Raw genomic sequence first — 21,733 nt, forward strand, 5'->3', positions numbered from 1 at the left:
TGGCTAATTGCATCGATGAGTTGTGTCTATATCGCAAGCTGTTTAAGTCACGGTGAGAACCCCGAATTCAGGAAGAAGGGTCAACGACCGAGATGCGCTCTCAGGCCGTTTCAATGTCGGTCTTTAAGTGGTCCAACATTAATCCTGGATAAGCGATCGAGTTAATGAGCTCAACTCGTTGGTCAAGCATGCCCTGCGGCAACGTTCCATAGCGCTGAGTCATTGTGCCCGTGGTATGCCCCAGGATGAAGCCAAACTGCTCGTCCAAGTACCCCGCGCGTCGAAAGGCGTCCGCTGCTCCGTGCCGAAAACTGTATAGAGAGAGACCGCGGCCTTCCTTTAACCCGATCTTCGTCAGATAGCGGGGGAAATCTCGGCTGAAATCAGCGATCATCTGCCCGCGTTCGTTACGCTCAGCACTTGGGAAAAGCCGCTTTTCTTCACCTTGCTTCATTTCAGCGTGGTAACGCAGGAAGCCAAGCTGCATGAGTTCGGGGTGGATAGGAACAACTCGCATCGAACCATCGGTCTTGACGCTTTTATCCCCATCCCCTTCAGTGGTGATATGCATGATCCAATGCCCACGATCCTGACGTAAGTCATCAATGGCGAGCTGCGCGATCTCCCCCGGCCGAGCCCCGGAGAAAAGCATCACAAGCGGCACCCAGAAACGATGGTCGCGGATTTGCATGTTTCCGGGCTTGCTCCAAAAGCGAGGGGCCTCATCCGATTGACACCCAGTGAAGAACGGAGATTTAAAAAGCGCGTTCATCTCTTCGACGGTAAACGGCTTCGTCGTCTTGTCCTTCGACTTCTTCAAGAACATGTCTGACGCTGGGTTCTGAGTCAGATAGCCGTGGTTGGTCATCCATGTGCAAAATGCGCTGAAACCGGAGAGGTAGCGATTGACGGTTGTAGAGCTGATCACCGGCTTTTTTATTGTCTTGTTGTGCTCGACAATCTGCGTGATCGTCATCCCTTGGAACGCCTTCGTTTCAGTCGCCTTTACAGGATACTGCAGCAAAAGAGCTTTCCACTCGCGTGTACCCTTCTTATCGATGCGGTGAGCGGGGAATGTGGAGCCGACGTACTCGACAAACAGTCCGACGTCACGGCGAGCCTGCGCCAAGGTGTCCTGCTTGATTTGGTTCGGGTTCTCGCGCGCGTAAATTTCGAAGAGCTCCATGATCGTTTCTCTAGGAGGAGCGGCTTCATGGACCGGGCGGTTCACAGGCTTGACGATGGGATCCTTGGGCGCCCCGGTAAAGTCTCCCTTATCGCGCTCAAGAGTTCGCTGCAGACCTTCGATCTCAGCGCGCGCCATCGATGCACACAGATCGCGGTAATGGTCCGATCCTGGTTCGACGAGCAGGTTATTCTGCTTGATGAAAATCTCGACCGCTGGCTCGATAAGCCGGACATCTCCTGAACCGACTGCGGCCTTGAGGGCCGTCAGGCGACGGGATCGCAGGTTCGCGTCGTCGTCACGCGCTCGAAGCATCAGTTCATGGTCTACATAGGCATTGATCATGGCATACGGGTTTTCGCCGTTGATCTTTCCCTCGTCGATCAGGCCGTAGAGCCTTTGCAACTCCGCATCAATCTGAGCGCGGGTCGGCATGCGCTGCTGTTTTCGATCATACCGTTCGATTGTCGTCTCGTAGTGCTGCCAAACTGCGAGCCCGCTATCGTCAGCTGTGATCTCGCGCCGTGCACGGATTTCCTCGAACTCCGTTCGCCAACCCTCGACGACGGGCCAGAGGCGCTTCTTCGCCTCGTTCTCATCCTTAGTGCGGAGTGACTTCTTGCGCGTCGTGGTGCCGTAGTGGCTCACCAGATCGAGCGGCACATCCAACCTCGCGTAGTAGGTCGCTCCACGTCTCTCGAGATACGTAACCCTTGCCAATTTTGCCCATCCGTAGCACTATTCCGGAACACCCAACCGGAACAGTCCTAGAAAATAAGCTCTTTATTTGCAATAGGTTGTTGCGCATCAAAGGCTTGAGAGAAGTTGGATTACTTTCCAGGTTCCCCAGCCAAATTTCTTTTTTCACAAACAAATTCAGTCGCATGGTCGCTTCGACGACTGTCGGGTTCGCACGCTTTGGGCGCCTCTTCGAGGGATTCTGGCTCGGTCGGCCCGCCGCACCTTATGCGCAGCAATCAGGTACGCCTTTAGATTGCATTAAGGATATCTGCTTACTCTTTGGTAGGGTTTCCAGCGGAGTGGGCAGATGTTTCGGACGAGCGGTTTTCTTGTTTTTCTTTTGTCGGGCGCACAGTTCGCGGCGGCCGCCGATATGGATAGGCCGTTGGTCGGGGCAGACGACTACTATGAAGCGCCGGTCGAACAATCGTCTCTGGGTGTGACGGGGTACATCGAAGGGGCCTATGGAAGCGTTATCGATTCTCCCGGCGATATCGATGCCGACGCATGGGCGCTGCGTGGCGCCGTCAACTTCGATGCAGGCGCCGGCTTCAATCTACAGGTGGATCTCGGCTATGCCCGCGCCTCGATCGTGGACGCGAATACGAATGCCTATAACGGCACCTTGCATGGTTATTACCGGGACAACCTCTATGCGGCTGGTGTGTTCGTGCAAGCGTCGCGTCTCGATGCAGGCTTCGACAGCCACATCAACGATTATATGGGCGGCATTGAGGGCGCCTATTTCCAGGACACATGGACCATCCACGGTGCGGCCGGCTACGGCCAGGCACGGTGGGAAGGTTTCGGCGCCGACCACTACATGGCTGCGCTCGGCGCCCGCGTCTATGCGACCGACAATGTGCGCTTCGATCTCGACGGCGCGCTCGATCGCATCACCGACAGCGGCATCGACTACGATATCCGCAGCCTGAAGCTGACGGCCAACTATCGCCCGGAATCCTTCCCGGTCACATTGTTCGGCGGCTACAAATACGCAGACGAGGAGGTTTCCGGTTTCGGCTCCTCGGTGTCAGGCGACAGCAGCACGATCTTCGGCGGCCTGCGATTCTCCTACGGCTCGAACAGCATCAAGGAAGAAGAGCGCCTGGGTCCGATCTGGTCAAACAACAGCCGATCGTTTTGACCGCGAGACGTATCGGCGCATGGCGGCCGCGTCGCTGTACACCGACAAATCGGATGCCGAACATCACCGCGATTTTCCGCGGACACCGGCGCGTCATCTCTTGCGGGCTACGATATAGGGACGGTTGTCGTTGCCCTTGGTTGCGTGGCTTTCAGCGGCAAGGATATCGAAGCCTGCGGCATGTATCAGCTGGTTCAGATCCGCTGCCCGAAAGATGCCGGCGTAGGGTGCCTTCCCGAGCGCGCGCATCGCGGGCAACAGGGCAAGCCGGATGAGTGGGTTCATATCTCCAACGCAGGGCGTCTTGGAAATGAACAGACCCTCCGGTGCAAGCAGGGCATGGATGTGGCTGAGCGTGCCAGGCAGGTCGCGGACCAGATGGAGATAGTTGAACCCGAGAACGACGTCGAACTGCACTCCTTCGGGCGTCAGCGCTTCTGCGGTTGCTGTGCGGAAGGTCAGGCCCGGGAGAGGATCGGCGACGTGCTTTTCTTCGGCAATCGCGATCATTCCGGTGGAAATATCCGTTGCAAGATAGCTGTGCACCTGGCTCGCGAGCCGGAGCGCCGTTGTTCCTGTGCCGCAGCCCAACTCCAGGACCCGATCGCTTGATTTCATCAAGGCGCTCGTCCGCTCCAGCGTGCGCTCATAGCCGGCCTGATCGGCAATCTTGCCCATGGCGTATTTCCGTGAACTCCGGTCCCAGAAACGGGCGTCAGTTTCCGTGCTCATGGTGGGTTTTCTGCCTTTCCAATGCGGGGCCGGACCGATGCGCGGGAAATTGCTCTACCGACCATGCAAGCATCAACAGTGGGTGAAGCGGACGTGTAGATTTGAATGAGACCGCCGACACCTTGTCAACGCCGCTTACAACTGCCACGCTAGTCCTTGCGTGATTCACGGTTACCTATGGGAGGGCACATGGCTCATAAGTTCGAGATCTACAAAGACAAGGCCGGCGAATATCGGGTTCGCTTCAAGTACAACAGCGAAGTGATGTTTTCGACCGAAGGCTATTCAAGCAAGGCCAGCGCTCAGAACGCCATCGATTCGATCAAGAAAAACGGACCGGACGCACCTGTTGAAGACAACAGCCAAGCTTAATTGGATTTCACGTTGGGGGCCCGCCGATGAAGATCGGCGGGCCCTTTCGTTTAAGTCGGACCTTTGTCCAGTTCATGACCAGGCGTTGATCTCAGGCTGAATAAGCCACCGCCACATCGAGCCTAAAGCAGGCCACGCCTGGCGAGGTTGCGCATCAGCGCGGCCGTGCCGAATGTCCAGGGCGGGCAATCCGTCGACAGGCGCACGGTGTTTGTCAGGCTGCCGAGTTCGGCATTTGAAATCGTCACCACGTCGCCGATCTTGTGGGTAAAACCCTGGCCCTTTTCGTCGCGGTCTTCGACCGGGGCAAACAAGGTGCCCATGAACAGCATCAGCCCATCGGGATATTGATGATGGGGGCCGATGGTCTGAGCGACGAGGTCGAGTGGGTCGCGACTGATCTCCGCCATGCTGCTCGTTCCCTTCAGGCGGTAGCCGTCCGCGCCTTCGACCAGCAGCTCGAGTTCGGCCCTGCGCACATGGTCGATCGTGTAGGTCTCGTCGAACAGGCGGATGAAGGGACCGATCGCGCAGGAGGCATTGTTGTCCTTTGCCTTGCCGAGAAGCAGAGCTGACCGGCCCTCGACATCGCGCAGGTTGACGTCATTGCCGAGTGTCGCGCCCTTCACATTGCCATTCGAGGCGACGGCCAGCACGATTTCCGGCTCCGGATTGTTCCAGCGCGAGATGGGGTGGAGGCCGACATCGGCACCTGAGCCGACCGACGACAAAACCTGCGCCTTGGTGAAAACCTCGGCATCCGGACCGATGCCGACCTCCAGATATTGCGACCAGACGCCCTCCTCGATCAGCGCGGCCTTGACGCGGGCAGCCTCCGGCGAACCGGCCTTCAGGTTTCGCAGGCTGTCGCCGATGACGGCGGTGACGCGCGCGCGTATGGCCTCGGCACGGGCGGCATCGCCGGCCGCCCTCTCCTCGATGACACGTTCGATCATCGAGCGCGCAAAGGTGACGCCACAGGCCTTCACGGCCTGGAGGTCGCAAGGAGCAAGCAGGCGAAGATTCGACTTTTCGCCCTCCCCCGTAGCGAGGTCCGCCACCGATGCGAGCCGTTCGCCATCCAGCTGATGGATATGAGCGACGGGCTCGGGAAGCTCCAGCAGGTCGCGCATGGTGGGCGCCAGTTTCGAGGTGATGTCGACAATCGCGCCATCCCTGACGGTCACGAGCGCCGGCCCATCGATATCGGCGCGCCAGACCCGCCCGACAAAGGTTCCGGTTCGGTATGTCTCAAGCGTCATGATCACCTCCCAAAGAGACGACTTTCTTGCAGCGAAAACAGCAGGCTGTAAAGCGTTCGCGATCCGGACGGTTGTACCCAGCGGAACATTGCAAGTTTTCGCGCGTTTCCTGTTGCAGAGCGCGTCCAGTCGGGCACGCCAGGTTCGCAACGACAGTTTGCAACCGCACAACCCGGTCCTCTGCCTTTGCCGAGGCCGATCCGGCCGGGCAGGACCCATAGGCCGAAGGACGCCCAGAAAGGATGTGAACGCGATGAACCAGCATGAAGAGATTAGGGAAAAGCCGCTCATCGACCCGGTAACAGGTCAGCCGACACCGATGCCGACAGACCCGGCGCCGGTCAGCGCCAAGCGCAGCAGTTGGCCGCTCATCATCATCCTGCTTGCCGGCCTCGTGCTCGCGCTGATCGCCTGGCTTCCAGCAGAACTGACGCGTGACACGACCGAGACGGCAACGCCACCGGCCACGACCGATCAGTCGACAACGGGCCAGACGGCGACACCGCCGGCCGCGGATACGACGACCACTCCGCCGGCCGATACGACCACCGCGCCATCAGGCGGAACGATGACCGCCCCGGAAACGACGCCACAGCAAGGCACGACACCGCCTGCAACGGATGGAACGACAACACAGCCGGCACCGGCCCAATAACGGTGCTGTCGCCACGCCTCGCCTTTGCCGGAAGAGAGCTCTTCCGGCAAAGCTTCACTTGCGTGGATTGCGACGCGCGCGCCGAGCACGAGTTGGACGATCTGGATTGAGGGCAAGTTCGCGGTCAGATTTTCCTCGAGGAGGCGTCAACCATCGCGTCCCATCCCGCCGCGCAACAGTCGGCGATCGCCATCAGGGTCTGCCGCGAGGCCCCGTCGCGCGCATGGATCGACATTCCATGCTGGATCGAGGTGACATAGGCGGCGATGTCGTCACAGGCCGTCCCCTGGGGAAGATCGCCTTCCGCGACGCCACGCTCGAGACGGTGCTGCAATGCCGCCTGCTTCTGCAGCCGCCGGGCCTTCAGATCGTCGCACACCGCCGCGTCGCCACCCTCCATCTGCGGGGCCGAAAGGACCACCATGCAGCCGCGTGGCTCGGGCCATTGGGTAAAGTTCTCGGCCGACCGCCGCAAAAGGTCATGCACCGCCTCCTTTGCCGTCGGCGCGCTATCGAGAAATTCCCAGATGCCGGCGCCGTCGGTGCGGCCATAGAGATCGACAGCTTCAAGGAAAAGCTTCGCCTTGCTGCCGAAGGCCGCGTAGAGGCTCGGCGGATTGAGCCCCATCACCCGCGTCAGATCGGCAAGCGAGGTGTTGTCGAACCCCTTGTCCCAGAAGATTTCCATCGCGCTCTTCAGCGCTTCCTCGCGCGAAAAGTTGCGGGGTCGGCCGCGGCTAGGCATCGCGTGAACTCCCTTTTTTGTATCGATCAATACATAATTGACTTGACAGCGCGAGGCAAGTTGTTCGGTATATATGTATCGATCACTACAAATACGGAGCATGAACGTGTCGAATTTGAAGAACAGGATAGCGCTGGTGACGGGCGGCGGACGTGGCATAGGTGCGGCGATCGCCAGGCGGCTGGCAAGCGAAGGCGCCATCGTCGCCATCACCTACGGGCAATCGCAGGCAAAGGCCGATGCACTGGTTGCCGAAATCGAACAATCGGGCGGCACGGCGCTCGCCGTTCGCGCCGACAATCGGGATGCCAAGGCGGTTGAGGCCGCCGTCAAGACGGTCGTCGAGTGGCACGGCCGCATCGACATCCTCGTCAACAATGCCGGCATTTATGAAGCAGTCGCCATCACGGACGTGACCGCGGACGATTTCGACCGCACGGTCGACATCAATGTGAAGGCGGTGGTCCTGGCCACAAGCGCTGCGACAAAACATATGCCGGAAGGCGGGCGCATCATTTCGATCGGCAGCAATCTGGCGCAGCGCATCCCCTTTCCGGGCATCAGCCTTTATGCGCTCAGCAAGTCGGCGCTCGTCGGCTTTACCAAGGCGGGCGCGCGACCTGGGTCCGAAGGGGATCACCGTCAACATCGTCCATCCCGGTTCGACCAATACCGAAATGAACCCGCAGGACGGCGCGCATGCGGATCCGCAACGCGGCCTGATGGCGATCCCGCGGTTCAACGATGCCAACGAGGTGGCCGGTCTGGTCGCCTGGCTTGCCGGGCCCGAAGCGCGGGGCGTGACCGGCGCCGAGTTCACCATCGACGGCGGCACGAACGCCTAGAGCTTTTCTAGGAAAAGTGCGAAGCGGTTTTCCGTCAAGAAATGCGTAAAAACAAAGAGATATAGCGTTTCCGCAACTCCGTCTGAACCGGAAACACTGTAGCAACAAGACCCATGGCAAAGAGGCCGGAAGCGATGCTCCCGGCCTCTTTCGACGATCGGATAGACGATCAGGAGAAGAAACGCTCCGGACGATAGGGGGCGATGTCGATCACCGTTTTTTCGCCGGTCATCGCTTCGGCGAGCGCCCGGCCGGTGACCGGGCCGAGCGTCATGCCGTGATGGGCATGACCGAAGGCGAACCACAGGCCCTGGTGACGCGGCGCCTTGCCGATGATCGGCATCATATCCGGGGTGCACGGGCGAGCGCCCATCCACGGTTCTTCGTCGCGGCGTTCGGCCAGCGGGAAGAACTCGCGCGCTACACGCTCGGCGCGGGTGAGCTGAACCGGCGTCTTCGGCGCATCGCGCCAGGCAAATTCCGCGCCCGTCGTCAGGCGGATGCCGCGCAGCATGGGCGCCAGGAAATAACCCCTCTCGGCATCCAGCACCCAGTTGTTGAGCTGGGCGCCCTCCTGCATGCCGTAGTGCATATGATAGCCGCGCTTGACGGCAAGCGGGAAATGGTAGCCGAGCTTGCGCGTCACGGTATCGGCCCAGGGCCCGAGCGCGACGACGACTTCATGCGCCTCAAGCGGCCCTTCGGGTGTCGCCACCCGCCAGCCCGGACCTTCAAGGACGTGCTCGACCGTCGCCGCGTCGCCGGAAACCAGCCGGCCACCGAGCGACTGGAAATAGGTGAGATAGGCCTTGTTGAGGCTGTGCGGATCGCGGATCGACCAGGGATCGCTCCAGCGCAGGCCGCCGACGAGATCGGCCCTGATCGACGGCTCCATGGTCTTCAACTCGCTGGTCGAGAGCTTCTGATGATTGACGCCGAAACCGGTCGACAGTTTCTCGGCATCCTTGTAGGCAGCGTCACGCTCCTTCTCGGTGCGGAAGACCTTCATCCAGCCGTCCTTGCGGATCAGATCGCCCGCGCCGGAGGCATTGATCAGATCCTCATGCTCGGCGATCGAATTTTCGATCAGCGGCGCATACAGGTGGGCGATGCGCTGGTGCTGGGTGAAACCCGAATGCCACCAGTAGCGCGCCAGGAACGGCACCAGCCCTGGCAGGGCGCGAATGTGGTAGGAAGCGTCGATCGTATTGTTCAACGCGTAGCGGAACAATGCCCCGAAATCATGGGGGAAGCCGTAGGGAAACACGCCCTCGCGCTGGATGAGGCCGGCATTGCCGTAGGATGTCTCTTCACCTGCACCGCGACGATCGAGCAGCACCACCGACTTGCCGCGCCGCGCCAGATGGATGGCCGTCGATATGCCGACGATACCGGCGCCGAGAACCACTACGTCAGTCTTCATGTCCAGGTGCCCCGCTACTCGATCAAGACCACCGCAGCGATGCGCGCCGCTCGGTCCAAGCTACTTCTTCTTCAGTCCATTCATGATCTGCTCGAGATAACCGAGCAAGACGGCCGAGACCACGAAAGCAAGATGCATGATCGTCGCCCACATCAGCTGCTGGCTCGTGTATTGCAGGCCTTTGGTGCGCGTCAGATCCGTATTGGCATGAATAGCCAAGCGCATCTGTGAGGGCAAGGGATGCAACCGGAGCATCGCGACATGCAAAAGGGACGAAGTCTTTCAACATTCGTCCCTTGCTGATTTCCTAAAGCGGATCAGCACCTGGATCAGGTTCTACGCATGAGTCCGGCCACCAGAGAGATCACCAGGAAGGCGAGGAAGAGGAAGAACAGGATCTGCGCAATACCTGCGGAAGCACCGGCAATACCGCCAAAACCAAGTACACCTGCGATAATGGCCACTACCAGAAAGACGAGAGCGTAGTAAAGCATAGGATATCTCCTTGTCTGCGTCGCTGAAGATGAAACGTCATGGTCACCTATTTTGTTCCAGCGCCGACGCAAGCGTAGACGAAATCTTTGAATGCAATGAGCGAGGCTGGAAACCAACTATTAACCACGACCATCAAAACAGTCCCGGTTTGGCACAGCCGAGACGAAAATCGCCAGGAACATTCGAGATAGTCCTACGTTGTTCCCTCAAGGAATGAAGCAGGTTCGACATGAAGATGCCAATGTCACATATCTGGAAGTCCGCGGCTGAAACGGCGCGGCGAAACGCCGAGTTGCCGGACAGCAATCTTCATATCGGTAGGACGATGCGCGATCTCTATGCTCACAACGCAGACAAACCGAGTCAGGACCTAAACAATCTTCTCGAAGAACTGAAAAAGGCCGAGCCGAAGCCGAAGCCGAAGCCGAAGAGATAGTTGCGTTGCGCCGTTCTTCAGCAAAGACTTAAAAAAGCAACCGCCGCGACGGTTGGTATCCGTAGCGGCGTTTGCTTTTGGCTTTTCGAGCCGATCAGGCACGCTTCTCGGTGGCGGGAAGCCCACTCGTCGATCTGGCGCTCGGCCTCATCGCGGGCAATGCCCTTCAGCTCAGTCCACTTGCCTTGAATGATGTCCCAGTTCATGCGTCGCTCCTTTCAGCACAGCAACGAGAATGGGCATGGCGGGTTCAGTTGCGGAATTTCGGCTTTTCGTCCGCGCGCGCAGCAACGGCGTAGGTGCCGTCGTCGGCAATCACCTTGACTTCAAGCTGACGCGACGGCGTGATCCGCCACTCGATCATCGCGTCCTCTACGAACAGGGCCGGATCGACTTCGGCACATTTGCCGTAGGCGCTCTTGAACGTCTTTCCGACCTCTTCGATCGACGGCGAAAGCAATTCATGACATTCCTCGACGGTCTCGAAGCCGACGACCGGTGTCGGAACCTCACGGCAGGCGGCATCGCCCTGCATGCAGCCGACGAGGACCATGATGGCAGCGATATGTTCCATCCGCATGCTCCTTTCATCAAAAACTTGAACAGCAAACGGTTATGGACGGCGTGGAGTTCCACCGAGATCCATCAAATTTTTGTCGGCAGCGTCGCGGGTTCGCGCGGTCGGCCCGGATTTTTCCGGGGAAGCGGGTGGAGAGAACCGTTGAAAACCCGGGCGATCCCCCCTGCGAGATCCGTGGCGGGTCGAGCGCCGTTGCGGCCGGCAAACGGCATGTCTCGGGAAGAATCCGCTCGATGGAACAAATTGCCGTGATCGTCGTTTTCACAGCGATAACAAGCGCCGCACCCGTGGCGATACCACAAGGGAGACATTGATGAGCGGTGCAGATCCGCCCGTTGCGAGCAATCCAAAGGTGGTTAAGATAGGCGTGGGGCCCGCATCAGGGCCGGCGTCGATAACGGGCGTTCGCCTTTGCGAACGGCCTCATTGTCGTCATTCTGTTCGTCCTCAGTCCCTCGCAACCGGTCTCGACCGAATGCATCCTTCAATGTTCAACGAAGCAAACCTCGGATAGGAACGCGTCATGAAGAAGATACTTATCATAGCAAGTCTGATCCTCCCCCTGGCGGCCTGCACGCAAACGGAGAAGGGTGCAGCGATCGGCGCGACCGGCGGCGCGATCATCGGCGGTGCCGCAACGGGCAATGTCAGAGGTGCTGCAGTCGGTGCAGCGATCGGCGGTGTCGCCGGCGCGCTCATCGGCAATGCCAATGAACCGGGACGTTGCATCTATCGCGACCGCTACGGCCGCCGCTATGAGGCCGCCTGCTAAGGCGAAAGCTTCGAAAGATTTCGGGAAACGGGCTTCGGCCCGTTTCTCATGCCTTGCGCTTACACCACGGAGCGAACTTTGTCGTCGGCGCGGCTCAGCGCCTCGGCATCGTCAAGCTTTTGCAGAAGGTCAATGAAAAGGTCAGGCACCGGCTCCTGTTCGATCGCACGATAGAGCGCCTTCAGCTTCGAACCGATCAAGCCGTTCGGATCTGAACCTCTCGCAGCCCTCGCCGTTTCCTCTTCACCGACGCCACGCTCGTCCACAGGATCTTTCATCCCCACAATCCCTAAGCCAGACGGCGCTCGAAACACCTCGAGTACGCGTCACTGTTCCCAGCTTCCCATAGGCCGAAAAACGTGTTCAAAACACTCACGTCTTTCGCAGGATGCGCACTGTCCTCAGAAAACAAGCGAATCACTTCAGACCCAAGGAAGTACTTGATGTCACTTTCGACCCGTATTGCACCACACCTTCCCTTTCTTCGCCGTTACTCCCGCGCCGTCACCGGTTCGCAGGCCGCTGGCGACGGTTATGTGGCGGCGATTCTGGAAGCGTTGATCGAAGACATCAGTCTTTTCCCGGAGAGCTCCAACGACCGGATCGCCCTCTACAAGCTGTTCTGCTCGCTGTTCGAGAAAGTCTCCATCGACCGGACCGAGAACGCCTCTCCCTTTGCCTGGGAACAGCAGGCCGCCGCCAATCTTTCGCTGATCGCGCCTGCGGCGCGGCAGGCGTTTCTGCTCGTGTCGGTCGAGGGATTCTCAATCGCCGATGCCGCCGAGATCATGGGGCAGAGCCAGGCGGCGTTTTCCAAGCTCCTGACGGTCGCTTCGGAAGACATTTCGCGTCAGGTGGCAACAGAAGTCCTGATCATCGAGGATGAACCGCTGATTGCGCTCGATATCGAAGACATGGTGACGAGCCTCGGCCATCGTGTGACCGGCATTGCCCGCACCTATAAGGAAGCGCTGGATCTCTACCGCAAGACGGCGCCGAAGATGGTTCTGGCCGACATCCAGCTCGCCGACGGCAGCTCCGGTATCGACGCGGTCAATGAGATCCTGAAGGATGCGACGGTGCCGGTGATCTTCATCACCGCCTTCCCCGAGCGCCTGCTGACGGGAAAACGGCCGGAGCCTGCCTTCCTCGTGACCAAGCCTTTCAACCCGGATATGGTCAAGGCGCTGATCAGCCAGGCTTTGTTCTTCGATGAGCACGCTCGCTCGACACGAGGATAATGCTCAGGCAGTGCACGCCTCAAGCCGGCAGTTGCCGTTCGGGCAGCTGCTCGCGCACCTCTTCGAAAATCGTCATGGCGATCAGCGACAACGGCAGCGCCAGCATGGCCCCGACCGCGCCCCACATCCATGTCCAGAAGATGATCGCGACGAAGACGAGGAACGGGTTGACCTCGAACCTGTTGCCCAGGATCGACGGGATCACCAGGTTTTCCATGACAAGATGCACCACGAAGAAAGCCGCGGCCGGTGCAAGCGCCAGCAGGATAGGCTCGTGCGTCATCAGCCCGCCCACCAGCAGAGCCAGCGTCATCATGGTCACGCCGAGATAGGGGATGAAGCTGGAGACGAAGGCGAACAGACCCCAGAGCGGTGGCATGGCCAAGCCGCCGACCAGCGCGATGACCATGGTGACGACGCCGAGCGCCAGATAGATCAGACTGGCGATGGAAAAATATTGCGCCAGCGCGTTCTCGATCGCGTTCATGATCCGGATCGTGCTTAGACGCTGCTCTCGGCTGGTAAAGGCAAGGATGATGGTTCGGCGCAGGTGCAGGCGCCCAAGCAGGAAGAGCCCAAGCGCCGCAAGGAAAATCAACGTCTGTATCAAGGCCGGCGTCAGCCCGCCGGCGACAGCTCCGAGCACCGGGCCTGCATTCTTCATGACCGTGTCGGCGAGCGCGTCGCCGCCCGCCCCTCGCGCCAGGGCCAGCCGCAGCCATTCGAAGCGCTCGATGAACGGCAGCACACGCTCGACGACGCCTTCCGCCAACTTCGGCGCTTGCTGCGCCAGTTCCGTCAGGGGGCCAAGCAGGGCGCTGACGACCGAAGCGAGGCTAAGGACGAAGAAAAGTGCCAGCAGCAGCCCACCCATGATCGGTGGAAAGCCGAACTTTGCCAAGCTGTCGGCGGCGCGGCCGAGCACGATGCCGACGACGACCGCCAGCGTGATCGGCATCAAGATGGTTTCCATCTGGTAAATTGCAGCTGAGCCGGCAATGACGAAGACGCCGATGATGCTCCAGGCCACCATCAGCTCGATACCGTCCCGCTTCGGCTCGGCCGGCAGCGCCGCCTCTACCGATGCCTTCTCCTCCTCGGCAATGCGTTTCAGCTTATAGTAAGCAGCCGTGTGGCCGGATGTGTCCAATGCCGTCCCTCGCCGTTGTTTTGTAATGCGCCACGCCCGTCGGGCGGACCGGATCGTTCAGTGTCGTTCGGGCGGGAACACAAGTAGGGTGAGCGACAGAAGCCCGAGACCGAGGACGATGACCAGAAGTGTGCGCGCCACATCGGTGGCGGTGTCCGGGACCAAGCCAAAACCGATCAGTAGACCTGCAAAAGCGAGCACGCAGACCCGCGGCAGCCAGTAGAGCATCGACGACCCTCCCATGTTTTCGTGGAACCGAAGGTAAACGTGCAGGCTGGCGAATGGTTCCTGTGCCGCGGCGGAATGCTGGCCGCAGATCCGGCAAAAGAAAACGCCGCCGTGCCCGGGGCACGGCGGCGGAAATGCAATGTCGCATGAAGCCGTTCGGCTTCGCCAAGCGCCTTAACGCGCGCGATCTTCAGATACGATTGCTGCGCTTTAAGCTCTTGTTCTTGCGCATGTCTTTATCGCAAAACCGCTACGCACTTTTGCGCGACCTGCCTTAGGCGGCGGCTGCGACGACGATCACTTCGACGAGGTATTCCGGCGTTGCAAGCTTGGCTTCGCCGGTGGCGCGTGCCGGGGTGTGGCTCTGCGGTGCCCAGGCATCCCAGACCGAGTTCATCTTCGGGAAATCGGCCATGTCGGCGAGCCAGATGGTGGCCGAGAGGATGCGGGTCTTATCGGTGCCGGCGAGCGCCAGAAGACGGTCGACTTCGGCAAGCGCCTGCTTCGTCTGGGTCACGACATCGTCACCGGCATTGCCGACCTGACCGGCGAGGTAGACGGTGTTGTTGTAAACCACGGCCTGGCTCATCCGGGGGCCGGTTTCGAAACGCTTGATTTCCATGATCGTGTTCCTGAAGTTGGGCCGAACGCTGAATGGTCCGGCCGAAAAGCGGCTGCCCGCCGCCGGAAGGCGAGAAGTGAATGGCGGCGCGAAAGCTCTACACCATCGGCCCGGCAAGGCCAAGAAGCCGGGGAATTCTTTCCCCGGCCTCGCTATTGGATGACAACGCCGAGAAGGCTTAGGCGGCCTGCTTCTTGGCAAGCCTCGCCTTGATGCTGGCAACGTCGGCGCGCGGCGTCGCGGCAAACAGCGTCTTGGTGTAGCTGTGCTTGGGGTCGGCAAAGACTTCGTCGCGGCTGCCGTATTCGACGGCCTCGCCGAAATACATCACCATGACCTCGTCGGCGATATAGCGCACCACCGAGAGATCGTGGCTGATGAAGACGTAGGTCAGCTGGAACTCGTCCTGCAGATCCGCAAGCAGGTTCAGCACCTGCGCCTGAACCGACAGGTCGAGCGCCGAGACCGGCTCGTCCAGCACCAGAAGCTTCGGGTTGAGCATCAGCGCGCGCGCAATGGCGATACGCTGGCGCTGGCCGCCTGAGAACATGTGCGGGTAACGATTGTAGTGCCGCTCGTCGAGACCGACCTTCTTCAGCATCGCCATCGCCCGGTCGCGCCGTTCATCGGCGGGCGTCTTGGTGTTGATGATCAGCGGTTCGGTGAGAATATCGCCGATCTTCTGGCGCGGGTTGAGCGAGCCATAGGGGTTCTGGAAGACGATCTGCACCTTGCGGCGCATCTCCGACGTCAGCTCGCCCTTGGTGATGTCGATCTTGTTGCCATCGATCAACAATTCACCTGATGTCGCCGGATCGATCAGCGTCAGGATGCGGCCAAGGGTGGACTTGCCGCAGCCGCTTTCGCCGACGATCGCCAGCGTCTTGCCCTGCTCGACCGTGAAGCTCACGCCCTTGAGCGCATGCACGGTCTTGGCCTTTTTGATCAGGCCGCCGGGAATATGGTAGTCGCGCACCAGATTGCGTGCTTCGAGAACGACGGTCATCGGGCGGCTCCTTGAAGGCTCGGCTCATCCACGAACAGTTCAGAGATGGTCGGCAGCCGGTCACCCGTTGCATTGTCCGGCAAGGCTGCCAGAAGCGCGCGCGTGTAGTTGCTCTTCGGCGATTCGAACAGCGACAACACGTCGGCCTCTTCCATCTTGCGACCCTTGTACTGCACGACGACGCGGTCGGCGGTCTCGGCGACCACGCCCATATTGTGGGTGATCATGATCAGGCCCATGCCATGCTCGGCCTGGAGCCGCATCAGGAGATCGAGGATCTGCTTCTGGATCGTGACGTCGAGCGCGGTGGTCGGCTCGTCGGCAATCAGGAGCTTCGGGTTGCAGGCAATGGCGATCGCGATCATCACGCGCTGGCACTGGCCGCCCGACATCTGGTGCGGGAAGTGCCCCAGCCGTTCGGCCGGGTCGGGGATGCCGACCGCCTCGAACAGCTCGATGGCGCGCTTGCGCCGTCCCGCCTTGTCGAGACCGAGGTGAATGCGCAGCACTTCCTCGATCTGGAAGCCGACCGTGAAGCACGGATTGAGGCTTGCGACCGGTTCCTGGAAGATCATCGAAATGTCCTTGCCGATGATCTTCTTGCGCTCCGCCGACGACATGCCGAGCAGGTCGCGACCGTTGAACGTCAGCTTGTCGGCCGTGACCTTGGCCGTCCAGGGCAGGAGGCCCATGGCCGCCAGCATCGACACGGACTTGCCCGAACCGGACTCGCCGACAATCGCCAGCACTTCCTTTTCATGGACCTTCATGGAAACGCCGTCGACGGCGCGGAAGGGACCGGTGGCCGTCTGGAATTCGACGACCAGGTTTTCGATTTCGAGAAGCGCCATGTCAGGACCTCTTCAGCTTGGGATCGAGAGCATCGCGCAGGCCGTCACCCATCAGGTTGATCGCCAGCACCGTGACCAGAATTGCCACGCCCGGAAGCGTCACCACCCACCACTTGCTCTGGATGAACTCACGCGCTTCGGCGAGCATCGTGCCCCACTCCGGTGTCGGAGGCTGGGCGCCCATGCCGAGGAAGCCGAGGGCGGCAGCGTCGAGGATCGCGCTCGAGAACGACAGCGTCGCCTGGACGATCAGCGGCGCCATGCAGTTCGGCAGGATCGTCTTGAACATCAGGCGGCCGTGACCGGCACCTGCGACCTTGGCAGCCACGACATAGTCGCGGGTCTTCTCACCCATCACCGCAGCACGCGTCAGACGAACGAAGTGCGGCTGGAAAACCAGCGCGATGGCGATCATCGCATTGGTGAGGCCCGGTCCGAGAACGGCGACCAGCACGAGGGCCAGCAGCAGCGACGGGAAGGCGAGGATGATGTCCATCACACGCATGATGACGGTATCGACCCAACCGCGGAAATAGCCCGCGATCACGCCGATGAAGATACCGCCGACCAGCGAAAGCGTGGTGACGATGACGCCGACGAACAGCGAGAACTGGGTGCCGTAGATCAGGCGCGAGAGCATGTCGCGGCCGACGGCGTCGGTGCCGAGCAGGAACTCGGCGCGGCCGCCCTCCTGCCAGACCGGCGGGATCAGCACCGCATCGCGGTACTGGGCGGTTGGGTCATGCGGCGCGATGATCGGAGCGAAGATCGCCAAAAGGACGAGGAACAGGAAGAACACGAGGCCGATGACGGCGCCGCGGTTTTCGGAGAAATAGTACCAGAATTCGGCCAGTCGCGCCCGGCGGGACGGATCTGTCGAAACGGCGCTCGTTGCAGCAGCTTGAGACATATCGCCCTCCTTAGTGCCGGATACGGGGGTTGATGAGACCGTAGAGCAGGTCCACGGCTAGGTTCACCAGCATGATGATGCCGGCGATGACCAACAGGCCACCCTGGATGACGGCGTAGTCGCGCCGGAAGACGGAATCGACCATCCACTTGCCGATGCCCGGCCAGGAGAAGATCGTCTCGGTCAGGATCGCGCCGGCGAGCATGACGCCCACCTGCAGGCCGATCGTGGTGACGACCGGGATCATCGCATTTCGGAGCGCATGGACGCCGACGACACGGAAGGTCGAGAGGCCCTTGGCACGCGCCGTGCGCACATAGTCTCCCAAAAGCACTTCAAGCACCGCCGCCGGGTCTGGCGCGCAATCCCGGCCAGCGGAATGGTGCCAACCACGATCGGCGGCAGGATGAGATGCCCCCCCGCAGACTTGAAGGCCCCCGCCTGCCCCGACAGCAAGGAGTCGATCAGCATGAAGCCTGTGACCGGCGGGAAGAAGTACATCAGCGAAATGCGGCCCGAAACCGGCGTCCACTGCAGGATGCCCGAGACCAGCATGATCAAGAGGAGGCCCCACCAGAAGATCGGCATGGAGAAGCCGACGAGTGCCGTGCCCATGATCGTCTGGTCGACGAAGGAGCCGCGCTTGATCGCCGCGATCACGCCGGCGGGAATGCCGAGCACGATCGCGAAGATGATCGCACAGAGCGAAAGCTCCAGCGTCGCCGGGAACAGTTCGAAGAACTGGTCGATCACCGGCTTCTTCGTCACGATCGACATGCCGAAGTCGCCCTGAACGACGCCCCAGAGATAATCGAAGTATTGGATCACGATCGGCCGGTCGAAACCGAGCGCGTGTGAAATTTCCGCATGCCGCTCCGGCGACATGACACGCTCGCCCGAAAGCAGGGCGACAGGATCGCCCGGAAGCATGCGAATGAAGGAGAAGGCAATGATGGAGACCCCGATGAAAGTCGGAATCAGGACCGCCAAACGCCCCAAGAGAAATCGAAACATGTTTTACCCCGCGCCACGTGGCCGCGCCGTTGTCTCCCGGCGCTGGCACCACTGCATGTTTCCTTAAACCCTTCGGATTTGAGGGCAAAAACATGCAGCAACTCAAAGTGCTACAGCGACCTCTGCGCGTTTTAGAAGACACACGGCGCTGTAGTAGATGCAAAGAGGGGCGTTTGCCCGTGGCAAACGCCCCCTTTCGGATCAGTTCATTAGTTTACTCGACAATATCCACGCCGTCGAAGGCAAAATCGCCGAGCGGGCTCTGGACGAAGCCTTCGACATTCTTGCGCATCGGAACGACCGACAGCGAGTGGTCGAGCGTTGCCCAGGGCGCTTCGCGCTTGAAGACGATCTGCGCCTCTTCGTAGAGCTTGGTGCGCTCTGCCAAGTCGGACGTTTCCTTGGCCTTCTTGACCAGGGCGTCGAACTCCTGGTTGCACCACTGAGCACGGTTGTTACCGCCGACAGCGTTGCAGCCGAGAAGGGTGTCGAGGAAGTTGTCCGGGTCGCCGTTGTCGCCGGTCCAACCGAGGATGACGGCGCCGTCACGGTCCTTCGCCTTCGACTTGTCGAGGTATTCGGCCCACTCGTAGGACACGATCTCGACCTTGACGCCGATCTTGGCGAAGTCAGCCTGCATCAGTTCCGCAGCGCGGCGGGCGTTCAGCATGTACGGGCGCGAAACCGGCATCGCCCAGAGCTTCATCGACAGATCCTTGACGCCTGCTTCTTCGAGCATCTTCTTGGCTGCGTCGAGGTCGTAGGTGTCGTCCTGGAGCGTGTCGTTGTACGACCACATTGTCGGCGGGATCGGGTTGGTTGCCGGCTGGGCAGCGCCCTGGAACACGGCGTCAACGATCGCCTGCTTGTTGATCGCCTTGTTCAGCGCCTTGCGGACTTCCGGCTTGTCGAACGGAGCCTGTGTCGTGTTGTAGGCGAGGTAAGCAACGTTCAGGCCGGCCTGTTCCATGACCTTCAGGTTCGGATCGGCCTTCATGGCCTGCACGTCGGCCGAGTTCGGATACGGCATCAGGTGGCATTCGCCGGCCTGCAGCTTCTGGAAGCGAACCGAAGCGTCGGTGGTGATCGCGAAGACGAGGTCGTCGATCTTCTGCTTGCCACCCCAGTAGTCCGGGTTTGCCTTGTAGCGGATGACGGCATCCTGCTGGTAGGCGACGAACGCGAACGGACCGGTGCCAAGCGGCATCTGGTTCATCTGGTTCATCTTGCCTTCGGCCTGCAGCTTGTCGGCATATTCCTTCGACAGGATCGAAGCGAACGGCATGGCGATGTTGGCGAGGAACGGTGCTTCCTTGCGCGTCAGGGTGAACTTGACCGTCAGGTCATCGACCTTCTCGACCGACTTGATGACTTCCGGGAAGCCCATGCCGGCTGCGTATTCCCACGAAGCGCCGGTCACGTACTTGTTCCAGGGGTTGTCGGCCTTGAGCTGGCGCTCATACGAGAACACGACGTCGTCAGCATTCAGCTCGCGAGTGGGAGTGAAGAACTCCGTCGTCTGGAACTTCACGCCCGCACGCAGCTTGAACGTGTATTCAAGACCGTCGTCGGAAATGGTCCAGCTCTCAGCGAGGCCCGGCTCGGTTTCGGTCGTGCCCTTCTTGAACTCGAGCAGGCGGTTGTAGACCGTGTGCGCCGCTGCGTCGAACGTCGTGCCGGCGGTGTAGAGGCCCGGGTCAAAACCCTCAGGCGAACCTTCCGAGCAATAAACGAACGTTTTCGACCAGGCGGAGCCGGCCATCAGCGTGGCAAGCGCCGTCGCTGCGAAGAGAGTAGTGAGCTTTTTCATGAGCTTTGCTTCCCAGATTTGTTCTTGTTCTCGTATTTTCCTGACGCGGAATGACGTTTGCCCCCGGTCAAGGCCGGATGGAACGACATTTGGCGTCGCTTTGCAATAAGTCGCCAAACAAATTTGTCTATGCGAAAAATTCCTCCTATGGACGAGCCGGAAATCTGTCCACTGTTTTAGAAATCCCTGACATTTCTATGGGCTTTATCGGTCGCTGCCCGGCCGGCGCGCCGAACCGCATCCGGTTCATCGTAGACGGCGCGACTGATGTGCGATGGCAAAAGGCAGGAGCGTGAACGGGACGCCTGTAACCGATCGCCATCCCTCATGCACCCGCCCTGCGTGTGTCGTTACAGCCAGGCCATCGGCGATTCGATGAAATCGCAGCAAACGGGTCAATCCCAAGATAGTTGGGTAGAAATCACCTGCTCGATTGTGCAATAGAACCTGCAGAAGATCTCGGGGGAGACAATCGACGTGCCAGAACGTCCTTGGGAGGGGGCGGTATCCGCCTCCAGGCGCTTTCAACATCGCGGCGTCGCGGCCGCGAGACGGCCGTGATGATGCCGATCCGCAATTTCGTCACCGGCTTCATGCGGTTGATTGAGCCGGGCTTGCGAGTAGACTGCCGCCTCGCGACAAGGGGGTAGCGCACGCGTGGCACGTTTGCTGGAAAATCACAGGCGCTACGATCTCCGCGACGATCTGGAGAAAGCGCTCAACCGCGTCGATTTCTTTCGCATCTTTCACACGATGGCATTGCGGTTCGGCTTCAACCATTTCGGCATTCTGCAGCTCGGCAACGAGAACGACGCGTGCATGCTGTCCACCCGGCTCGTTCTGCACGATCTTCCGTCAGGCCTCGCGGAGGAATACGACAAGCGTCACCGCTTCGGCGATTCGCTTTTCTACAAGACCCTGCACACGTCGATCATTTCCTCCGTCTGGAGGTCGGACGATCCCGGCTGCGCCAACGGCCAAAACCTGCTGGTCCAGCTCGGCTTCGAGCTGCTCTTGAGCGTGCCTGTGCACGCGGCGGCGACGGGCGCGCGCTACGCCGTCCTGTTTCTGGGCGACGGCAACGATATCGCCCGCTCAGAGCATTTCGAGCTGAGCTATGACGCCGTCTGCGCCTTCGACTATTTCTATCGCATCGCGCTTTCCAACAAGGCCGGCATGGGCCTGACGCCGCGCGAGACGGAGATTCTCAAGTGGATCTCCCATGGAAAGACGGCAAGCGAGATCGCGCTGATCGTATCGGTCTCCGAACACACCGTGAATTCGCATACGGCGACGATCCTGAAGAAGCTGGATGTCGTCAATCGGACTCAAATGGTGGCGAAGGCGATAAGGGAACAGATCATTCAGTGAAGCCGATCGACGGGGCGATTTGAACCTGGCGGCGCCGCAAGGCGCAAGCGCCGGCATCAGACGCCGCAGAAACGATACAAACTCGCCTCCCCACCCGCTTGCCGCTGACAGGCGGGCACAGCAGAATGGCTCCCGGTCA

The 21,733-nt window shown here is 60.3% G+C and carries 23 protein-coding genes and 2 pseudogenes; 7 read left to right on the plus strand and 18 right to left on the minus strand.

Annotation, left to right across the window (positions count from 1 at the left end; genetic code table 11):
- Positions 1-100 precede the first annotated feature (100 nt).
- A complete protein-coding gene (locus AC244_RS18925; protein WP_053250383.1) occupies positions 101-1,906 on the minus strand; it encodes a site-specific integrase in 1,806 nt (601 codons plus the stop codon).
- Positions 1,907-2,234: 328 nt separating this feature from the next.
- On the opposite strand from AC244_RS18925, the gene AC244_RS18930 reads away from it, so the two are divergent.
- Positions 2,235-3,074 carry a hypothetical protein gene (locus AC244_RS18930; RefSeq protein WP_053250384.1) on the plus strand — a complete coding sequence of 280 codons (840 nt, stop codon included), beginning with the start codon at positions 2,235-2,237 and terminating at the stop codon, positions 3,072-3,074.
- Positions 3,075-3,167: 93 nt separating this feature from the next.
- Here AC244_RS18930 and AC244_RS18935 read toward each other — a convergent pair whose 3' ends face one another.
- A complete protein-coding gene (locus AC244_RS18935; protein ID WP_053250385.1) occupies positions 3,168-3,806 on the minus strand; it encodes a class I SAM-dependent methyltransferase in 639 nt (212 codons plus the stop codon).
- Between the two features lie 189 nt (positions 3,807-3,995).
- Here AC244_RS18935 and AC244_RS18940 point away from each other — a divergent pair, with 189 nt between their 5' ends.
- Positions 3,996-4,178 (plus strand): YegP family protein, encoded by a 183-nt coding sequence (locus AC244_RS18940; RefSeq protein WP_053250386.1) that lies wholly within the window; start codon positions 3,996-3,998, stop codon positions 4,176-4,178.
- A gap of 122 nt (positions 4,179-4,300) precedes the next feature.
- Here AC244_RS18940 and AC244_RS18945 read toward each other — a convergent pair whose 3' ends face one another.
- Positions 4,301-5,440 (minus strand): fumarylacetoacetate hydrolase family protein, encoded by a 1,140-nt coding sequence (locus AC244_RS18945; protein ID WP_152976021.1) that lies wholly within the window; start codon positions 5,438-5,440, stop codon positions 4,301-4,303.
- 253 nt (positions 5,441-5,693) lie between these two features.
- Between AC244_RS18945 and AC244_RS18950 the strand changes: the two genes are divergently transcribed.
- Positions 5,694-6,095, plus strand: coding sequence for a hypothetical protein (locus AC244_RS18950; protein ID WP_152976022.1), 402 nt, complete (start codon positions 5,694-5,696; stop codon positions 6,093-6,095).
- 124 nt (positions 6,096-6,219) lie between these two features.
- On the opposite strand, the gene AC244_RS18955 is transcribed toward AC244_RS18950, so the two are convergent.
- Positions 6,220-6,840, minus strand: a complete 621-nt coding sequence (locus tag AC244_RS18955; RefSeq protein WP_053250388.1) for a TetR/AcrR family transcriptional regulator — start codon at positions 6,838-6,840, stop codon at positions 6,220-6,222.
- A gap of 100 nt (positions 6,841-6,940) precedes the next feature.
- Here AC244_RS18955 and AC244_RS18960 point away from each other — a divergent pair.
- Positions 6,941-7,685: pseudogene (locus AC244_RS18960) on the plus strand (SDR family NAD(P)-dependent oxidoreductase).
- A 169-nt stretch (positions 7,686-7,854) separates the two neighbouring features.
- Here AC244_RS18960 and AC244_RS18965 read toward each other — a convergent pair.
- The 5 genes from AC244_RS18965 to AC244_RS18985 all read right to left on the minus strand — a co-directional run bounded on the left by AC244_RS18965 (position 7,855) and on the right by AC244_RS18985 (position 10,613).
- Positions 7,855-9,108, minus strand: coding sequence for an NAD(P)/FAD-dependent oxidoreductase (locus AC244_RS18965; RefSeq protein ID WP_053250389.1), 1,254 nt, complete (start codon positions 9,106-9,108; stop codon positions 7,855-7,857).
- Between the two features lie 60 nt (positions 9,109-9,168).
- Positions 9,169-9,327 carry a hypothetical protein gene (locus AC244_RS37595; protein ID WP_202596097.1) on the minus strand — a complete coding sequence of 53 codons (159 nt, stop codon included), beginning with the start codon at positions 9,325-9,327 and terminating at the stop codon, positions 9,169-9,171.
- Positions 9,328-9,437: 110 nt separating this feature from the next.
- Complete coding sequence (locus tag AC244_RS35515; RefSeq protein ID WP_037105882.1) at positions 9,438-9,602, minus strand: DUF1328 domain-containing protein; 165 nt, start codon at positions 9,600-9,602, stop codon at positions 9,438-9,440.
- Positions 9,603-10,056: 454 nt separating this feature from the next.
- The gene (locus AC244_RS38185; RefSeq protein ID WP_053250392.1) at positions 10,057-10,245 is read right to left on the minus strand and encodes a CsbD family protein; all 189 of its coding nucleotides are present in this window, start codon (positions 10,243-10,245) and stop codon (positions 10,057-10,059) included.
- A 44-nt stretch (positions 10,246-10,289) separates the two neighbouring features.
- Positions 10,290-10,613 carry a hypothetical protein gene (locus tag AC244_RS18985; protein WP_063934118.1) on the minus strand — a complete coding sequence of 108 codons (324 nt, stop codon included), beginning with the start codon at positions 10,611-10,613 and terminating at the stop codon, positions 10,290-10,292.
- A 529-nt stretch (positions 10,614-11,142) separates the two neighbouring features.
- On the opposite strand from AC244_RS18985, the gene AC244_RS18990 reads away from it, so the two are divergent.
- Positions 11,143-11,391, plus strand: coding sequence for a glycine zipper domain-containing protein (locus tag AC244_RS18990; RefSeq protein WP_053250394.1), 249 nt, complete (start codon positions 11,143-11,145; stop codon positions 11,389-11,391).
- Between the two features lie 59 nt (positions 11,392-11,450).
- Here AC244_RS18990 and AC244_RS18995 read toward each other — a convergent pair whose 3' ends face one another.
- On the minus strand, positions 11,451-11,669 hold the full coding sequence (locus AC244_RS18995; protein ID WP_053250395.1) for a NepR family anti-sigma factor: 219 nt from the start codon (positions 11,667-11,669) through the stop codon (positions 11,451-11,453).
- A gap of 165 nt (positions 11,670-11,834) precedes the next feature.
- Between AC244_RS18995 and AC244_RS19000 the strand changes: the two genes are divergently transcribed.
- Positions 11,835-12,632 (plus strand): response regulator, encoded by a 798-nt coding sequence (locus AC244_RS19000; protein WP_053250396.1) that lies wholly within the window; start codon positions 11,835-11,837, stop codon positions 12,630-12,632.
- Between the two features lie 19 nt (positions 12,633-12,651).
- On the opposite strand, the gene AC244_RS19005 is transcribed toward AC244_RS19000, so the two are convergent.
- The 8 genes and pseudogenes from AC244_RS19005 to AC244_RS19035 all read right to left on the minus strand — a co-directional run bounded on the left by AC244_RS19005 (position 12,652) and on the right by AC244_RS19035 (position 20,223).
- On the minus strand, positions 12,652-13,782 hold the full coding sequence (locus AC244_RS19005) for an AI-2E family transporter (protein WP_053250397.1): 1,131 nt from the start codon (positions 13,780-13,782) through the stop codon (positions 12,652-12,654).
- A 57-nt stretch (positions 13,783-13,839) separates the two neighbouring features.
- Positions 13,840-14,010, minus strand: a complete 171-nt coding sequence (locus AC244_RS37600) for a hypothetical protein (protein ID WP_202596095.1) — start codon at positions 14,008-14,010, stop codon at positions 13,840-13,842.
- 274 nt (positions 14,011-14,284) lie between these two features.
- The gene (locus AC244_RS19010; RefSeq protein ID WP_053250398.1) at positions 14,285-14,632 is read right to left on the minus strand and encodes a RidA family protein; all 348 of its coding nucleotides are present in this window, start codon (positions 14,630-14,632) and stop codon (positions 14,285-14,287) included.
- A 178-nt stretch (positions 14,633-14,810) separates the two neighbouring features.
- Complete coding sequence (locus tag AC244_RS19015; protein WP_053250399.1) at positions 14,811-15,638, minus strand: dipeptide ABC transporter ATP-binding protein; 828 nt, start codon at positions 15,636-15,638, stop codon at positions 14,811-14,813.
- Complete coding sequence (locus tag AC244_RS19020; protein ID WP_082366937.1) at positions 15,635-16,489, minus strand: ABC transporter ATP-binding protein; 855 nt, start codon at positions 16,487-16,489, stop codon at positions 15,635-15,637. Before AC244_RS19020 ends, AC244_RS19015 begins: the two co-directional genes overlap by 4 nt.
- A 1-nt stretch (position 16,490) precedes the next feature.
- The gene (locus AC244_RS19025) at positions 16,491-17,399 is read right to left on the minus strand and encodes an ABC transporter permease subunit (protein ID WP_053250400.1); all 909 of its coding nucleotides are present in this window, start codon (positions 17,397-17,399) and stop codon (positions 16,491-16,493) included.
- Positions 17,400-17,409: 10 nt separating this feature from the next.
- Positions 17,410-18,413 (minus strand): annotated as a pseudogene (locus AC244_RS19030) (ABC transporter permease subunit).
- 214 nt (positions 18,414-18,627) lie between these two features.
- Complete coding sequence (locus AC244_RS19035; RefSeq protein WP_053250401.1) at positions 18,628-20,223, minus strand: ABC transporter substrate-binding protein; 1,596 nt, start codon at positions 20,221-20,223, stop codon at positions 18,628-18,630.
- A 657-nt stretch (positions 20,224-20,880) separates the two neighbouring features.
- Between AC244_RS19035 and AC244_RS19040 the strand changes: the two genes are divergently transcribed.
- Positions 20,881-21,594, plus strand: a complete 714-nt coding sequence (locus AC244_RS19040; RefSeq protein ID WP_139110014.1) for a helix-turn-helix transcriptional regulator — start codon at positions 20,881-20,883, stop codon at positions 21,592-21,594.
- Positions 21,595-21,733: the final 139 nt, after the last annotated feature.

Source organism: Ensifer adhaerens (genome assembly GCF_001270265.1).
Taxonomy (GTDB): domain Bacteria; phylum Pseudomonadota; class Alphaproteobacteria; order Rhizobiales; family Rhizobiaceae; genus Ensifer; species Ensifer adhaerens_B.

Bases quoted from the DNA above. Each gene is read 5' to 3' on its own strand.
- AC244_RS18930 (WP_053250384.1), top strand. From the start codon at position 2,235: ATGTTTCGGACGAGCGGTTTTCTTGTTTTTCTTTTGTCGGGCGCACAG.
- AC244_RS18935 (WP_053250385.1), bottom strand. From the start codon at position 3,806: ATGAGCACGGAAACTGACGCCCGTTTCTGGGACCGGAGTTCACGGAAA.
- AC244_RS18940 (WP_053250386.1), top strand. From the start codon at position 3,996: ATGGCTCATAAGTTCGAGATCTACAAAGACAAGGCCGGCGAATATCGG.
- AC244_RS18945 (WP_152976021.1), bottom strand. From the start codon at position 5,440: ATGACGCTTGAGACATACCGAACCGGAACCTTTGTCGGGCGGGTCTGG.
- AC244_RS18950 (WP_152976022.1), top strand. From the start codon at position 5,694: ATGAACCAGCATGAAGAGATTAGGGAAAAGCCGCTCATCGACCCGGTA.
- AC244_RS18955 (WP_053250388.1), bottom strand. From the start codon at position 6,840: ATGCCTAGCCGCGGCCGACCCCGCAACTTTTCGCGCGAGGAAGCGCTG.
- AC244_RS18965 (WP_053250389.1), bottom strand. From the start codon at position 9,108: ATGAAGACTGACGTAGTGGTTCTCGGCGCCGGTATCGTCGGCATATCG.
- AC244_RS35515 (WP_037105882.1), bottom strand. From the start codon at position 9,602: ATGCTTTACTACGCTCTCGTCTTTCTGGTAGTGGCCATTATCGCAGGT.
- AC244_RS38185 (WP_053250392.1), bottom strand. From the start codon at position 10,245: ATGAACTGGGACATCATTCAAGGCAAGTGGACTGAGCTGAAGGGCATT.
- AC244_RS18985 (WP_063934118.1), bottom strand. From the start codon at position 10,613: ATGGAACATATCGCTGCCATCATGGTCCTCGTCGGCTGCATGCAGGGC.
- AC244_RS18990 (WP_053250394.1), top strand. From the start codon at position 11,143: ATGAAGAAGATACTTATCATAGCAAGTCTGATCCTCCCCCTGGCGGCC.
- AC244_RS18995 (WP_053250395.1), bottom strand. From the start codon at position 11,669: ATGAAAGATCCTGTGGACGAGCGTGGCGTCGGTGAAGAGGAAACGGCG.
- AC244_RS19000 (WP_053250396.1), top strand. From the start codon at position 11,835: ATGTCACTTTCGACCCGTATTGCACCACACCTTCCCTTTCTTCGCCGT.
- AC244_RS37600 (WP_202596095.1), bottom strand. From the start codon at position 14,010: ATGCTCTACTGGCTGCCGCGGGTCTGCGTGCTCGCTTTTGCAGGTCTA.
- AC244_RS19010 (WP_053250398.1), bottom strand. From the start codon at position 14,632: ATGGAAATCAAGCGTTTCGAAACCGGCCCCCGGATGAGCCAGGCCGTG.
- AC244_RS19015 (WP_053250399.1), bottom strand. From the start codon at position 15,638: ATGACCGTCGTTCTCGAAGCACGCAATCTGGTGCGCGACTACCATATT.
- AC244_RS19020 (WP_082366937.1), bottom strand. From the start codon at position 16,489: ATGGCGCTTCTCGAAATCGAAAACCTGGTCGTCGAATTCCAGACGGCC.
- AC244_RS19025 (WP_053250400.1), bottom strand. From the start codon at position 17,399: ATGTCTCAAGCTGCTGCAACGAGCGCCGTTTCGACAGATCCGTCCCGC.
- AC244_RS19035 (WP_053250401.1), bottom strand. From the start codon at position 20,223: ATGAAAAAGCTCACTACTCTCTTCGCAGCGACGGCGCTTGCCACGCTG.